Origin of the sequence: Paenibacillus sp. NPDC058898, assembly GCF_049316025.1 — a bacterium.
Lineage (GTDB): Bacteria > Bacillota > Bacilli > Paenibacillales > Paenibacillaceae > Paenibacillus_AQ.
The window spans coordinates 18,988-32,502 of record NZ_JBMOSM010000029.1; the positions used below are offsets into that span (position 1 = coordinate 18,988).

General features: G+C 40.1%; 18 protein-coding genes and 1 pseudogene. 1 reads left to right on the forward strand and 18 read right to left on the reverse strand.

The annotated features are described in order from the left end of the window. Position 1 precedes the first annotated feature (1 nt). The 18 genes from ACOZB4_RS33585 to ACOZB4_RS33670 all read right to left on the reverse strand — a co-directional run bounded on the left by ACOZB4_RS33585 (position 2) and on the right by ACOZB4_RS33670 (position 12,852). Complete coding sequence (locus tag ACOZB4_RS33585) at positions 2 to 472, reverse strand: structural cement protein Gp24 (RefSeq protein WP_088753205.1); 471 nt, start codon at positions 470 to 472, stop codon at positions 2 to 4. An 18-nt stretch (positions 473 to 490) separates the two neighbouring features. Continuing rightward, positions 491 to 1,690 (reverse strand): DUF2213 domain-containing protein, encoded by a 1,200-nt coding sequence (locus ACOZB4_RS33590; protein WP_188200089.1) that lies wholly within the window; start codon positions 1,688 to 1,690, stop codon positions 491 to 493. A gap of 75 nt (positions 1,691 to 1,765) precedes the next feature. Beyond that, a complete protein-coding gene (locus tag ACOZB4_RS33595; RefSeq protein WP_033523619.1) occupies positions 1,766 to 2,734 on the reverse strand; it encodes a DUF6602 domain-containing protein in 969 nt (322 codons plus the stop codon). A 78-nt stretch (positions 2,735 to 2,812) separates the two neighbouring features. Next, positions 2,813 to 3,625, reverse strand: a complete 813-nt coding sequence (locus ACOZB4_RS33600; protein ID WP_000207477.1) for a phage minor head protein — start codon at positions 3,623 to 3,625, stop codon at positions 2,813 to 2,815. Continuing rightward, entirely contained in the window at positions 3,570 to 4,904 is a 1,335-nt protein-coding gene (locus ACOZB4_RS33605; protein ID WP_033523620.1) for a DUF1073 domain-containing protein, read from the reverse strand. The genes ACOZB4_RS33600 and ACOZB4_RS33605 overlap by 56 nt, the downstream gene beginning before the upstream one ends. A gap of 8 nt (positions 4,905 to 4,912) precedes the next feature. Further along, on the reverse strand, positions 4,913 to 6,439 hold the full coding sequence (gene terL, locus ACOZB4_RS33610) for a phage terminase large subunit (protein WP_033523629.1): 1,527 nt from the start codon (positions 6,437 to 6,439) through the stop codon (positions 4,913 to 4,915). Beyond that, positions 6,417 to 6,899: a DUF2280 domain-containing protein gene (locus tag ACOZB4_RS33615; protein WP_033523628.1), complete on the reverse strand. Its 483-nt coding sequence runs from the start codon at positions 6,897 to 6,899 to the stop codon at positions 6,417 to 6,419. Before ACOZB4_RS33615 ends, terL begins: the two co-directional genes overlap by 23 nt. Positions 6,900 to 6,957: 58 nt before the next feature. After that, positions 6,958 to 7,599 carry a putative metallopeptidase gene (locus ACOZB4_RS33620; protein WP_188200020.1) on the reverse strand — a complete coding sequence of 214 codons (642 nt, stop codon included), beginning with the start codon at positions 7,597 to 7,599 and terminating at the stop codon, positions 6,958 to 6,960. Further along, positions 7,568 to 8,002: a hypothetical protein gene (locus ACOZB4_RS33625; protein ID WP_032002976.1), complete on the reverse strand. Its 435-nt coding sequence runs from the start codon at positions 8,000 to 8,002 to the stop codon at positions 7,568 to 7,570. The genes ACOZB4_RS33620 and ACOZB4_RS33625 overlap by 32 nt, the downstream gene beginning before the upstream one ends. Positions 8,003 to 8,014: 12 nt before the next feature. Further along, complete coding sequence (locus ACOZB4_RS33630; RefSeq protein WP_000134355.1) at positions 8,015 to 8,206, reverse strand: hypothetical protein; 192 nt, start codon at positions 8,204 to 8,206, stop codon at positions 8,015 to 8,017. 56 nt (positions 8,207 to 8,262) lie between these two features. Continuing rightward, positions 8,263 to 8,508 (reverse strand): hypothetical protein, encoded by a 246-nt coding sequence (locus ACOZB4_RS33635; RefSeq protein WP_000898317.1) that lies wholly within the window; start codon positions 8,506 to 8,508, stop codon positions 8,263 to 8,265. A gap of 508 nt (positions 8,509 to 9,016) precedes the next feature. After that, positions 9,017 to 9,235, reverse strand: a complete 219-nt coding sequence (locus ACOZB4_RS33640) for a hypothetical protein (RefSeq protein ID WP_033523594.1) — start codon at positions 9,233 to 9,235, stop codon at positions 9,017 to 9,019. A gap of 143 nt (positions 9,236 to 9,378) precedes the next feature. Beyond that, complete coding sequence (locus ACOZB4_RS33645; protein ID WP_000992308.1) at positions 9,379 to 9,792, reverse strand: antiterminator Q family protein; 414 nt, start codon at positions 9,790 to 9,792, stop codon at positions 9,379 to 9,381. Between the two features lie 2 nt (positions 9,793 to 9,794). Continuing rightward, complete coding sequence (locus ACOZB4_RS33650; protein WP_033523596.1) at positions 9,795 to 10,202, reverse strand: DUF1064 domain-containing protein; 408 nt, start codon at positions 10,200 to 10,202, stop codon at positions 9,795 to 9,797. Next, a complete protein-coding gene (locus tag ACOZB4_RS33655) occupies positions 10,199 to 10,312 on the reverse strand; it encodes a putative phage replication protein (protein ID WP_031968553.1) in 114 nt (37 codons plus the stop codon). Before ACOZB4_RS33655 ends, ACOZB4_RS33650 begins: the two co-directional genes overlap by 4 nt. Further along, positions 10,309 to 11,058, reverse strand: coding sequence for a hypothetical protein (locus ACOZB4_RS33660; RefSeq protein ID WP_033523598.1), 750 nt, complete (start codon positions 11,056 to 11,058; stop codon positions 10,309 to 10,311). Before ACOZB4_RS33660 ends, ACOZB4_RS33655 begins: the two co-directional genes overlap by 4 nt. After that, complete coding sequence (locus ACOZB4_RS33665; protein ID WP_032059719.1) at positions 11,051 to 12,001, reverse strand: YdaU family protein; 951 nt, start codon at positions 11,999 to 12,001, stop codon at positions 11,051 to 11,053. Before ACOZB4_RS33665 ends, ACOZB4_RS33660 begins: the two co-directional genes overlap by 8 nt. Continuing rightward, positions 11,998 to 12,852, reverse strand: coding sequence for a DNA cytosine methyltransferase (locus tag ACOZB4_RS33670; RefSeq protein ID WP_378171157.1), 855 nt, complete (start codon positions 12,850 to 12,852; stop codon positions 11,998 to 12,000). Before ACOZB4_RS33670 ends, ACOZB4_RS33665 begins: the two co-directional genes overlap by 4 nt. 399 nt (positions 12,853 to 13,251) lie before the next feature. Here ACOZB4_RS33670 and ACOZB4_RS33675 point away from each other — a divergent pair. After that, a pseudogene (locus ACOZB4_RS33675) lies at positions 13,252 to 13,515 on the forward strand (aspartate kinase); the annotation flags it as partial.

The following is a 13,515-nucleotide window of genomic DNA, read 5'->3' on the forward strand; positions in this document are numbered from 1 at the left end:
ATTATGCTCCACGTAAACGAAGAATAGCTAATCCATCAGGACCAGTGATGGTTTCCCAAGAGGCATTAGGTAGTTCCGTAGAATCTAATGCTGAAGAAGAAAGTGAACCAAGTGGCGCTTGGGCAGTAGGGTTCGAAGTACGTACATAAACCTTCGCATTGATATCGATCACTGGAGCTGAAGGCTTCACCCAGATAGAACCGATTTGCATTACAGGTGCACAGTCCTTAGCTTGATAGGCTTCTTTACCTAAGGCATTTTTTCCAGATTTACCCACGTGCTGAAAAACCACTACACCAAACTTTGTATTGGTTGCCCCAGTTACTGCGCTTACGGTTTTCCCGTCAGCAGATTGGACCACCACTTCGCCGTCACTAACTACGCCAGTACCAGCAACTGGCAAAGATAAAATTTCTTCGGGCATGTGCAGGCGAGCACGCATACCCGGAATAGCTTGAGGGGTTAAAGACATTTGCAGTTCTCCAGTTAATTAGAAACTTTGTTTCCAAGCTTCTTTTTTGTTGTTTGGTTTAGGCTCCCCATCTACTGGTTTACCGTCACCAGTTTTAACTTGCTGTTGCTGGTGAAGAGCATCACCTACAGGATTAGAAGGATGTGTACCCTTCACAGCACAGAGTGCACGGAAAGTTGTGTCGATCTGCTCTGGCTTTGCATCACCTACTGATACGTTACCCATCAAAGCAGTTACTAAAGCATCACCCGCTTTAGCAGCAATTACATCACGTTTGATTTGCTCGCATGTGCAGCCTTCAGTTTTAACTGTTGGCACCAATGCTTTAGCATCCGCAATAACAGCAGCACGTTCAGCAGCAGCTTGCTCAAGCTTTTCAGGCGTCATCTGGTTCTTTTCCAGATCACCTACTTTTTGCTCCAGTGCTGTTTTTTCGGCATGCAATTGATCTACAACCGCTTGAATGGCACCTAGTTCATCACCGATAGAAAATTGCTTATCACCAACTTTAAGTTTTGCAGCCTTCAAGTTTTCCAGCTGCTCTTGTTGCTGCTTTAATGCATCGGCCAGAGGCGTGTTATCGCCGATGTTAAAACGGATACCGTTTACAATTACTTCCATTGTTTTATTCCCCTTTGGTGGAGTTTGCTGTTTGTCACCGATGCGGCAATCACCACCACAACGGCCATATTTAACGAGTGCTACGTGATTGCCAATAAAATTGGTAAATTTGGCTTGATACGGCGTGCCATCTGGCGCAGTACCCTGCTCAACGATTAATAAGGCTCCATAGCCAAGCGACATTTCTAGCCGCTCGTTGCTTTGGATCAGATCAATGCTGATCTTGTCTTTAATAAGCAAATCGCCCACCAGATAATCACCTTCCTGCCGGACGTTCTCACAATAGCCAATGTGATAATCCTTCCAGTTAGAAGCGTTAATTTCATTTTTAGGCGGGTGATAGTCAGTAGTGTCTACACCATTGAAGCTTTGAATAGCCTCAGGCTTGAAAAGCTCTTCTGCAGGCGTGTAGACATTAATGACTTGATCAGCGGTATAACCTTCCAGTGATGGAAACTCATACGCATAGTACTGACGTACTTGAGGCGCTTTAGCTAAGCGAACATTGACGCATTTCAGATACCCCTCTTTGGTAAATGAGCGTGTCGATTCGCTTGGCGCAAAGTCACCAATTTTGAGTTGGTAAATGGTTTTCATAAATTGCGCTCAATAAAAAAAGAGCCATATTGGCTCTTTGAATTTTTTGAAAAAACCCACCGAAGTGGATTAAATTTAATCTGTACAACTCTTAAATTTGAAAAGTAACGTTGTTTTATCTTGAGTACTTGAAAAACTATAACTTACATCATTTATATTAAAATCAATTCCATCTTTACTAAATTTACTACAACTGAAGTTTCCCCACATATCCTCATAACATATAGAATATATTTTCGGACTTACCTCTTCTTCTTCTAGTAAATAGCTTCCAAAACTTTCTCTGCACAAAGTATTTGATATGCCAGATAGGAGTGACAATTCAACCTGATTTGTTGGTCCTACCACCCCAATCCATTGATGAATTTTAAAACTTATGTCAGAAAATTTAATATTATTAATTGTGAGCTTCTCAAAATTGAAATTTTCCACATCCCGAATATTTATTTTTAAATCTTTAGAAAATTCTAAATCTTCAAAAAACTTCTTTTTATCAATAACATCCTTTAAATATTTTTTTGAAGTATTCCAAAAATAATAACCTTTTCCTGATATACAAAACACAGTAATCTTTGGAGCATGAAGGAACTGATCATCGTATTTTTTATATCTTTCTAATTCATTTCCATCTATATCACTTGAGAATGAAAACATTACAGTTGGAGCTTTCCCCCCCATATTACGATATTTTGCAAATTTCTTAATCGTTGACTTTAATTCCCCTGCATTTATCGTGCTTTTGACTTCGAATATATACCTTGTAGCCTCAATTGGAAGAAAAGCAAGATCCTGTTTTATATAAGGAGGTAGAATTTCATCGTCGTAAATAAAAAAATCCGTTTCATTTGATTGCTCATTTTTTGAGTTTTCGATAATTCCTCTAGAAATTTTGTATTTACTAGGAATCACATCTTTAATCAGATTAATTAACTCTTGTTCATTTAATCCGCCCTTTACACCTTGATGTACAACATTTCTATTAATCTCAAAATCAGCTTTTAATGAAGATATTTTTGCATTTATTTTTTCAGAAATTATTCCCATATTATTACTCTTACAAAGTCAACACCACCTCATAAATTACAAGATTTCATTAGGTTAAGATACTAATCTTTTTTTTAATTAATCAATCAATATATCCTCATAGTTAGGCAATGCCGTGCAACGACATCGAATAGGCTGACCGGGATGTCCACCGTCTGGCGGTGAATCCCATCTGAATGTCTTGCCCTGCTTATGCTGGTGGTCTGGCCTGACACGCTCATCTTTCGCCGTTTGCCATGTGTATGTCTCGACACCCATCGAAAGCTGTCGAGCTTGGTTAATTTGGCCGTTAATCTTGCCCATCTGATCACTAGCAATGAGACGTGCACGGTAATCGGTAGATAATCCTAATTGCTTAATTGCTTTGGCCAACTCTTCATTGGTTTGGCCGGTCTGTAAAGCATTAGTGATTAGCACTTCAAGTTTATCGGCGTATTGCTGTGGAATGGATTTAATCAAACTGACATTTGCCGTAATGTTTAGATCTACCTCGTCTTGAATATCAGCAGCTCGATAGAATGGCGTAAGATCCACACCAATAATTGTTTTGGTGTGCTCTGCAATTTGCTTGTCCACTTCCTTTTGGGTGTCAGTCACAACCTTTGTGGCCAACGGTCGAGAAATCTCAACAACATACTTTGTGAGCTTTTCCCTAAAGGCCGTCATCATGTCCGAGAACCATGCATCTCCGATGTTCTGGCCTACTGTAGGAATAACTAATTCCTTAGTTTGTTCCTGACAATATTTTGAGATAGCCAGTAATTGCCGTGTGTAATAAAGCTCTACACGGCGGTTTACGTGCACGGCTCTCGGCTTAGAAGCTTTACGACCTTTTTTACGTTTCTTCGCCTGCTGGAGGTGGGGTTTCAGGATCTGAATTATCGTTGTCATTAAGCTTCACCATTGTCTCAAGCTCTTTGATATGTTTTTCATCAATCACTGAATAAACACCATCAATAACAAGCTGTTTTGCTATCTGTGGCTCTGTGATGATGCCCATTTCTAAATACTTGGAATCCCGTTCAGCGTTAGCTTTCTCAACCTCAGAACGCACCTTAGCGTCTAATTGCCATAACGGGTTAAACACAACATCTAAACTTGGAATCTGACGACCAAATGTAGCTTGAACAATTACTCTTAAAAGCTTCATCATGAATGGCTTTAAGGACCATATTTGCTTAGTTGCGATACTGTCGTAATAGTTCCGTGTGTCGTGCTCACCAGTTGCGTTCATGCCTGCAGGTGATTGCCCAAATAAAATCGTATATGGCATATCAGCTGCACCAGCAGTTTGAATCGAATACTCACGCATGAGGTCAGGCAGACCGCCAAAGCTATAAGATTTAGAGTCATACTCCTCCTCTTTATCCAAGACGATCATGCCATTCAAGCCCTTAAGCAATCCGACACTAAGAAAACGTTCAGCTACGGATTTCATATCCTCTTTGATCTTATCGACCAAGTTAGGTGTTCTAATCACGTCAATTTTTGATTCATGGACCAGACTAGCAGTGGCTTTCTTTACGGCAGCATGATCAAGTAGATCCTCATAAACTTCCTGTAAGACACTTACCGGCTCTTCATTAACTACATCTGCATGGCAAAATTTGATTAAGCGAGTGTGGTGGATCCGTAGGTTAGATTTACCATCAAGCTTTAGCTTGTAAAATTCAGGCTGCTTTAAAAGTCCACCTGCCTCCTTAGGCGATAAGTATTTACTGGTATCAGCTTCAATGTACTTTTTCTTAAGCACCGTGAAAAACTCTAAACGCCCCACGCCTAACTTGTTTAAATCGAACGGTTGATCTAAGTTGCCGCCGTCTACAGTCCCTAGAAGCACATAGCAAACGCCATATAAGCGAGAAAGTACCAAACTAGATAAGAGCACCCCTTCTAAGTTAAAAGCCTTACACGCCTCTTTAAGCTTTAGTAAATCGTTATCCTGAATCCCTTCAAAAAACCAACCAGCTCGGAGCATGTCACTTGCTGGACGGTTTACGATGCGCTTAGCCAACCAGTGTTGATACACGGCTTCTAATTGCTCATCAGGAATTACTTTCTTAACGAAAGAACCGTGTGAAGCTTTGTCACGTTGGGTACCAATATTTGAGACAAAGTTTGTATACGCCCCTGCATCGCCAATTGCATCGGGCTTTTTAGTTTCAGCCATAATTTCCTCTAATCAAATACAGTTGGCTTTTTGGCTAATGAATCATTAATTGCATCAATGGTCGGGTCCCACTGGTCGTCATGGTCATGTGACCAATCAGCAGTGAGCCCTTCAATCTCTTCAATGTAGTTCAATAGCCACGGTGCATTAGCTGGTAACCAGACACGGCGTTCTTCAACATAAAGAATGACGTCCATAGTCCTTGATAGCTTGTCAGTACTTCGCTGAATCGCACGTATTGGTAAAGTGGTCTGCTTAGATATGGACTGAATTAAACCGGTACCACTCGCCTTATCCTCTACGGCCATATAACGAAGCTTGCCAATCTTTGTGTTACTGTCCTTGTGTTTATTGATAAAAGCTTTAGCTTCTTTCAATAGCTCTGGTGCTTCCCATTTGCCACGCTTCACATCGATGATGTAAAGGTTATTGTCATAGCTAAGACCTGCGCATAAGAACACTGAAAAGTCGTTATGCTCTTTTGTCTTTTGCGCCGTATCTGCCCAAATCGCACGCCATTTAAGAACAGGTAAATCTAGGTAACGTGGGAACCATTCAGCCTTAACAAGATCACCACCCAGCTTTTTAGGGTTTTGCATGTATTGGCTTGCAAATGTATAGCGTGACACTGTGGCGCCGTCTTTATCTTCCCCGCCTTTCTCCAGCTGCAGCAATGAAAGTAAAGATTCTTTTAATGGCCAGTAGCTTTGTCTGCCTTTCTCATCACGTTCAACATCACGTGGAATTTTTCGCTGTATGTGTTCGGGTAGCTTACTGATGTACTCATCATCAATAAGTGCGGGAATACTGATCTGTTCCCACTCACCAGGTACATTACCAGTCAACACAAAGTTAGTCGGATCTTCAACGTGCAAACGCTGCATGATCAGAATAATTGGCGTGTCAGATTTAGCTTTACGCGAGTTGACCGTGTTTAAGATCTTACGATTTGCTTTACGTCTAGCAGTCTGGCTAAATGCATCCTCAGGCTTTAATGGGTCATCAAGAATAATTGCACCGGTAAAGCCTTCATCCGCTAATGTACCGGCACGGCGACCAGTTACCTGCCCACCCATTGAAGCAGAATAAACATGACCAGCATCATAGCCATCAACGGTGGTTTTCCAGCTCGACTTAGCATCCGTACTGGTAGAAATCTTTACAGGCCATAAGTTCTGAAAGTCTTCTGACTTAACAATATTTCTAGCTGTTGCAGATACATCCTCTACAAGTGATTGTGAGAAAGATAAATACAAGAACCGGGAACGAGCATTACGAGCTATACCACGGGCAATAAGATTAGTGAGTAATTCTGTCTTACCACTGCCCGGTGGAACGTTAATAACTAAGTTCTTAACCTTGCCCGCAATTACTTCGTCTATCTTGTCGGCAATATATTCATGATGCCAATTGACCGAAAATTTAAAGCCCATGCGAGGTAAGAAAAAACGCCGTGTAAAGAATAAATGTTCTTTCTCACAAAGCTCTCGCTCTAACTGCATTTCGAGCAGCTTAGTATTTACCTTGGAGTTCATCTAACACCTGCTTTATCTGTTCAGGCGTTGCGACAACTTGAGTAACATGTTGAGGTTGCAATGGTTGCCCATCTGCGCCCGTTAATTGGGTTTTACTTGTATTAGTAAATTGACCACCTACTTCTTTGGCAATTTGTTCTAACAGTCCTCTAACAGCCCTAACATTTCGAGAATTTTTGTAGACTAAATCATTCAATATTTTTAGGCGTACAGATAAATTTACTGTTGGGATATGCTCAGGCTTATCTAAGAAATCCTTTCTCGCCAGATCAAACTCTGCTCTTAGTTCAGCACTAAGATCTTTACCAGCTCTTTTAGTAGGGTCATACGTCTCGACCTGTTGACGTGTCACATCAATGTTAAATTCTTCCTTGACGAGCGATACTGTTTCTTGAGGTGTATTAAATACAGCAAGTGACCGTACAATAAAGAGTTTTTGCTTTTTATTTAAAGATGCCATTTCTCTCTATCCGTCAAGGTACGTCAAGGAAGATAGGCAAAAAAAAGAGCCTCATGGCTCAATTGATTACGCAGTTTCCACAACATTTCGAAATATCTAAATCAGAAACAAACGGCGGGTTTTTAGCAACTTCAATAAGCCTCTTAACACTGTCATTTGCTCCCCAGCGTTTTACAACACCGATAAACTCTTCCACATCGTGACCGGCTAAATAGTGCTTTGGTAAGCCAGTATGATCACTGTAAATAATTTCACCGTCCGAGTCTCGTTCTACACCGATGTGATAAAGCTCATGTTCAAGCAAAGCACAGAACTCGCTATCGTTTGCCTTTTCACAAAAGCTTGCATCGATTGTGATTAAGTAAACTGGAACGAATCCGAACCAGTCGCGCATTTGCTGCTCTTGTCGAGCTTTCTTCCAGCCGCCTTGTTGAAACATAACCTTTTCACATTGGCCGAGCACCATACGCTTAGCTCTGGTATAAGCAGAAGAAGCCCATGCGAAAGCCAAGAAACCCTCATTATCATGAAGCATCTCAGCGATATGGTCGTGATCTGGATTATGCAAAGGACCACCAATAGTTAAAAAATTTGCAATTACCCAATTCATTAAATCAGGGGCTGGCGCTAATCGAATTGCTTCTTCTTCATCTGCTTGATCAATAAAATCAGTCGGTGGAAATGGTCTTATTTGCTCCATCTTCAATTCTCGCTAATTCACTTTTTATCCAGTTGATGACATATCCCGACAAAATAGAATCTGGATGAAAGCGCTCTATTTTGTATCCCATCTCTTCAGCAAGATCATATCGATCAAGACTCCATGCTTTATTTGACAGCTTTCCACCACGCCCACCAGACCAGGGACCACCCTCAATTTCAATGAGCAAACGCAATTTCACAATATGAAAGTCAAAGCGCCAGTGTTTGGTATGGATTGGCTGAAACTTCTGTTCAAATCCAATCGCCAAATCCTCAAGTTCTTCCTTAAGTGTTGCCTCAGCCTCGAGATATTTTTGCTTCGCCTTAGGCAGTGGTCTGGATTTAGGCTTGGTTTTAGGTTCTTTTTTCCGAGTTAGCCAAAAATACTCTTTATCGTCCATACCAATAGCCTCTTATAAGAAGCCTTCTGGTTTATTGTTGAGTCGTGCAATTAATTTATTTTGCTTTGCTATGGCTAAAAAAAATCGCTCATCTAAGTGAGCGATCTGTTCTGTATTTAAACCTTTTGTATTGCAACTTCCCAAATGGTTTAGCTCTATTTGGAGCTGTCTAATCTCATGCTTAATTTTTTGAAATTCAGTCATACATACTCCAAAAAGAAAAACCCTACCATAAGGTAGGGTTATTAATACTGTAGGTTTTAAATCTGCTGAACTCTAATCTCTCTATGTCCAAACATATTTACACCATCCTTAACAGATTTAACTAAATATTCTCGATTTGAACCATTTTGTAATTTCTTGATTAATCGATCTCCAATACTTACGCCATCTGTAGAGTCACTTGTGAAGATTGTTTCTTCATTATCAATTCTACAAGACTTCAAAGCGCTTCGAGTACCATCATTGGAAATCACAACAAGCTCTTCTGAACCATTAAACAACATATGCTTCACCTCTCAATAAATGATTCAATGAGTAAAGCATAAATTTTAATCAAATTAAAGTGTAAGTATTTGATTATAAATAGTAAATTATTCACTATCGAGAACTAAATTATCTAGTTAATAAAATAAAAAGCCCCGCCAATAATCGATATTTAGCGGGGCCATTTGCGCCGTAATCCGTCCGGCAAGTAAACTCGCAAAGCGTCCTAAGCGAGTGGGGTTTTAAAATCAAAAAACCCGTTCCTAAATTAGAAACGGGTCACAAAAACAAAAACTTTCAGCGCAGTATTTGAAATGAATGATATATGGATATTCATATATACGCAACTAATAATATGATCCTAAAATCAATAAAAAAACCACTCTTATATAAGAGTGGACTAGTGAATCTCACTAAAACCTGAAATCCTAAGCATGTTACGCTTAGTATTTATATCTTATGTGGTTTACAAACTGTTAACAATTAACAGAACTCAAGCGTTTTCTGACACTTGTTGTAAGTAAAAAGCTAGTTTTTAGGTGCTCTTAAAATACCTAAAACTTTCTCAGACATATCATGTAAGTCAGTTCCGATTGGCAACCAGAAATGGAAAACCGTATTGTCGCGGTTAAAAACCTGTTTGTAATATTCTGTTGTGAAACTTGGGTCGATATCAGAAGCTTTTAACAATCGCCATTCTTTTTCAATCTTTTGCCCGTTAAGTTCACCACCAACACAAATATTCATTTTAAGTACCAGTTTTTAATTAGACTGGACTATAGCACAAAACAAAAAAAGCTCACCATTTGGCGAGCTTTTAAAACAATTTGGTGCAACGCTTATAACTTCGTCCCACCATATCACAAATCTAAACCAAGTGTGCTGCACTGTCAAGATTGCAACACCTCAATTTTTCCATCCAAATATGCCAAGCCTTTATCAATCTCAGCACGTACCTTTGCTTTACTACATCTATGCACATTAGCAATTGTTAGATACGACCAATTATTTTCATAATAAAGTATTAAAAACCAAGCCCTTTCTTGTAAAAACTCCCTATTATCGTTATGCATTTTCGCCAAGAGTTTACTTACTTCAACTGCTTCATAATCTTCAATTTCGCATGGCATAGAGACCTTACTTGATCTAATTCTAGTTGTGTCATTTTGGTCAATTAGACATGCTAAAGGATTTGCAGAAAATTTAAATTTTGTTGATCTTACCCATAGACCATATTGTTCCAACCATTGATGAGCAGAACGTTTAGACCAGTCCATTGTCTTGTTATTAACTTTTGCATTCATGTTTAAACTTCCCTCACATCAATATTGTGAACTGTTTTCATCAGGTGTTTTTTATTTCGGTAACTCGGTAGCTTGCGTGTAGCTATAGACTTCACATCTTCAACAACGTATTCACCTGCTGTCGTGAAATAAGTGAAATCGGCAAAATATCTAAGTGCTGGTTTAGCTCGTTTCTCCCCTTCTAATTTTGTCTTCGGTGCCAATTCAAATTTTGTGTGATGCTGCAATTCTTTAATTTCACCTCGTTGTTGTAGAGCCTTTAGCTCGATATACCGTTTGTATTCTTTAGTACTGTCAAAAGTCATTCTATCCAATTTAATTTTCGAAGCATTAAACTTGTTTCGACCCTTTTTAACTTTTTGAGCTTTCGGACATGTTGCGCGGTAATCTGCAAGGCTCATTGAACTCATTCTTCAAACGTCTCCTTTCTTGCCAACCACCACAAAACCACCGCACCGCTAATAGCTGCTGTAAAAAATGAAATGAGTAAACCCCACGCTAAAATCTCGAATTTATTCATACATTCGCCCCATCAATTAGCTGAAGAATATTTCTAGGGATTAGCATACCCTCCCGACGGCACATCTCTGCGTATTCGTGTGGATTATCGAAAGGATCAGGGCCCAACTCTTTTATAAGCTCAGGCTCTTTTTCCTTAGCCTTAAGCTTTTGTACTGGTACAGGTTTACGACCATTGATTTTTAAACGTTCCATCAATGATTGGAGATGCTTTTGCGCTTCGTCATTGCTTACTGGGGTGTGTTCAGGTTCTTTATGCTCTAGTTGTAGCGGTGGAGTGTAAAACTCTTGCTGACGGCCTTTTAACTGAGCTTTAGCCACCATCACGTTGTATGTCCCGAAGAAATTATCTTGAGCTGCTCGCATTTGGCCGGCTTCGATCAAATACATAACCTCGTCTAAGGCGTACTTAGTGATTTGGGTAATAACCACGGAACGGTCAGTTGTAAACTTACATGCGCGAGACCAAGCTTCTTCTGGAGACATCCAACTTTCACCGATACACCAGGTGCGAAACTCGGCAAATGACGGCATAAAGCGTCCACCTGCTGTAAGTAATCGAGCAAGTGCGTTGTTAAATTGGTTTTGTTGAACGCCAATCAGTGTTTTAAGTGCGATTTGCTCAACCACTGACAGAGGAATTGCACTTTCGCCTGTTGCTGGAAATTGCTTATTGAACTGAGCAGCGTAAACAGTGCGAAGAGAAGCGATTAATTGACGCACTTCGTTCAAGGTAATCTCATGCATGACCTACCTCCTCAATCATTGGAAACTTTTTTGCTGGGGTTACATCCACGATTTGAGATTCGCTCTGTTCTTCAAAAAGATTAGCGAAGTAACCCGACTCTTGTGGTTTTTGACCAGCTGAATTGATTTGCTCTTGTTTCTTGCGGTTAGCAGCGACTTGTTTCTCGTTGTTTTGAACCCAAGAGAACCACTTAACCAACCAGATGCTTGGTGTATTCAACGAACTTGATTCGTTTGCAAAGTACCAGTCACCGAAATTTTGAATCATGGTTCTCAAGTCGATTTCAGGTACCGAAACAAATCTTTGTTGAGCAAGTGAAATGAAATCGTATTGAAACTCGCTGTATTCAGAAATGAATTCACGCATTGAATAGCGTTTGTGATCATCGATCTGATACTGAGCAAATTGAATTGGAGTTAATTGCGAATTTTCTCCACGCGTATTACTACTACTATCAATAATTGGTTCTTGGTTAATGGTTAATGGTTTATGGTTATTGGTTGGTTGCACGCCCGTTTGTTCTTCGTTTAACGGATTTTCAACGACCGTTGAATTTTCGTTAGACGATTGATCATCTTTTGATGAACCACTGTTGGACGAACCTTTCTTTTTCGCTGCACGTTTTGCAGCAGACGCTTTACCAGCCTCACTCGCTTGTTTCTTTTTCCCGTGGTATTCAGCAATTTCTCGTTCACAACGATTATTGCGATAAACACCTTCTTCAAGAATGAAAAACTCATCAAGTACATATTTGAGAGCTTCTTTTTGCTCTTCGGTAGTACATTGCAAACGACGTGCTAAACGATCAATGCTTGTTGCATCAATCGCCTTCTCCGTGTCGTAATACATGTCTAATAAGTCACGGTAAATCGCACGCTCAATTAAACTGAGGTGGCGAGTCGCATTGTTAAAGTCACCAATATGGTGTTGGTAATAATTCATGCGGCCCCCTTAATTTGTTGCGTAATAAATGGATTATTTGCTCTGGCGATAGCAGCCATTGGATATGGAGAAACGGAGTTACCAACCATAAAGACTTGATCTTTTTTAGATAGAGGCTTTCCATCGCTCCCGTATTCAATTACGTATGAATCTGGAAACCCCTGCGCTCTAAAAAGTTCACGTGGTTTAAGCATGCGTATACAGATATCAACAATTGCCCAAGGTTCACCTTTGATCCAAACAGTAACTAGGGCTAAACGATCTTTAGTAGTGATCGTATCCATTGGCTCAGTGATACTTCTTGCGTCTCCATTGCCGTAGTAGTTAATTAAAAATGCAGCAACACGAAGAGCGCCCTTATAGTTATCTTTGCTCAACTTGGCAGTAACTAATCCATGATGCCCACCTTTCACTTGTGCACATATGGTTGATAGAGGCTCATCAATTGACCAATTCCGCTGTTGAGAAGCGTTTGCAAACTCTGTAATAAACGGAACAAGGATTGGACTTATTAAAGAACTATGTCCGCCATAACCTGCTGTAGTTGTTGCTAATGGTTCACGTATGTCATGACCAAAACTTGTACGGAAATCACGGCCAATAAAAGGTGTGGCAGAATTAACAAAAAATGGCTCTTTAGTTTCAATGACATATTTTTGAATACCTTTAGCTATGCGTTTTAGAGTTGCATCAGCTAGAGGACCTTGCGGCCTATCAAAAATTGAATTTCCTAAATCTGAAAAATCAACACATTCAACTGTTGAGCGCCATTTTTTTAAATTGCCCTTAGGTTTCTTTGAGAAGTATTTTTCTGGCCATACTATTGGTTGCCCATCACAGACATCTAACAATGTGTGTGAGATGTTTCATATTACTAAACGCACACTTAATCGGTGGGAAATTAACACACCTTGGGGGATTCCATTCCCAGCCCCGGCATTAAGTTCTGAGGGCGGAACAATGAAAAGATACCTCGCTACTGATGTAATGAAGTGGGAGGAAGAATGCCAGCAAAAGAAGCAACTAAAAAAAGCTATATAAGTTGTACCGAAGCTAACAATCAGCAAACTTGATGAAATTAGTCCAGATCAATGATTGTTAGCATATTTACGTTACTATATACTGTCCGCCGAATCACGGCTTGCTAGATAAACTCAGCAATTTCATTTATGTACATAATGGTGTACATATAATGAAACCAAGGAAGCAAGAATATACTTTTCCCGTTTAATTATAAGGGTTTAGGCGATATGGCATTAATCGTTCAAAAATATGGCGGTACTTCTATGGGTACCCCCGAGCGCATTTTAAATGTTGCTCGTCGTGTGAAGCGTTGGCATGATCACGGTCACAAGGTTGTTGTGGTCGTATCTGCAATGAGTGGTGAAACAAACCGCTTACTTGCCCTCGCTTACGCCATTACCGATACTCCTGACCCCCGCGTGTTAGACCTAATGGTTTCAACCGGTGAACAGGTGACGATTTCCATGTTAGCTATGGCTCTTAATTCGATT

Excerpts from the sequence above, each read along its gene's own strand:
- ACOZB4_RS33585 (WP_088753205.1), bottom strand. The coding sequence starts at position 472 with ATGTCTTTAACCCCTCAAGCTATTCCGGGTATGCGTGCTCGCCTGCAC.
- ACOZB4_RS33590 (WP_188200089.1), bottom strand. The coding sequence starts at position 1,690 with ATGAAAACCATTTACCAACTCAAAATTGGTGACTTTGCGCCAAGCGAA.
- ACOZB4_RS33595 (WP_033523619.1), bottom strand. The coding sequence starts at position 2,734 with ATGGGAATAATTTCTGAAAAAATAAATGCAAAAATATCTTCATTAAAA.
- ACOZB4_RS33600 (WP_000207477.1), bottom strand. The coding sequence starts at position 3,625 with ATGACAACGATAATTCAGATCCTGAAACCCCACCTCCAGCAGGCGAAG.
- ACOZB4_RS33605 (WP_033523620.1), bottom strand. The coding sequence starts at position 4,904 with ATGGCTGAAACTAAAAAGCCCGATGCAATTGGCGATGCAGGGGCGTAT.
- terL (WP_033523629.1), bottom strand. The coding sequence starts at position 6,439 with ATGAACTCCAAGGTAAATACTAAGCTGCTCGAAATGCAGTTAGAGCGA.
- ACOZB4_RS33615 (WP_033523628.1), bottom strand. The coding sequence starts at position 6,899 with ATGGCATCTTTAAATAAAAAGCAAAAACTCTTTATTGTACGGTCACTT.
- ACOZB4_RS33620 (WP_188200020.1), bottom strand. The coding sequence starts at position 7,599 with ATGGAGCAAATAAGACCATTTCCACCGACTGATTTTATTGATCAAGCA.
- ACOZB4_RS33625 (WP_032002976.1), bottom strand. The coding sequence starts at position 8,002 with ATGGACGATAAAGAGTATTTTTGGCTAACTCGGAAAAAAGAACCTAAA.
- ACOZB4_RS33630 (WP_000134355.1), bottom strand. The coding sequence starts at position 8,206 with ATGACTGAATTTCAAAAAATTAAGCATGAGATTAGACAGCTCCAAATA.
- ACOZB4_RS33635 (WP_000898317.1), bottom strand. The coding sequence starts at position 8,508 with ATGTTGTTTAATGGTTCAGAAGAGCTTGTTGTGATTTCCAATGATGGT.
- ACOZB4_RS33640 (WP_033523594.1), bottom strand. The coding sequence starts at position 9,235 with ATGAATATTTGTGTTGGTGGTGAACTTAACGGGCAAAAGATTGAAAAA.
- ACOZB4_RS33645 (WP_000992308.1), bottom strand. The coding sequence starts at position 9,792 with ATGAATGCAAAAGTTAATAACAAGACAATGGACTGGTCTAAACGTTCT.
- ACOZB4_RS33650 (WP_033523596.1), bottom strand. The coding sequence starts at position 10,202 with ATGAGTTCAATGAGCCTTGCAGATTACCGCGCAACATGTCCGAAAGCT.
- ACOZB4_RS33655 (WP_031968553.1), bottom strand. The coding sequence starts at position 10,312 with ATGAATAAATTCGAGATTTTAGCGTGGGGTTTACTCATTTCATTTTTT.
- ACOZB4_RS33660 (WP_033523598.1), bottom strand. The coding sequence starts at position 11,058 with ATGCATGAGATTACCTTGAACGAAGTGCGTCAATTAATCGCTTCTCTT.
- ACOZB4_RS33665 (WP_032059719.1), bottom strand. The coding sequence starts at position 12,001 with ATGAATTATTACCAACACCATATTGGTGACTTTAACAATGCGACTCGC.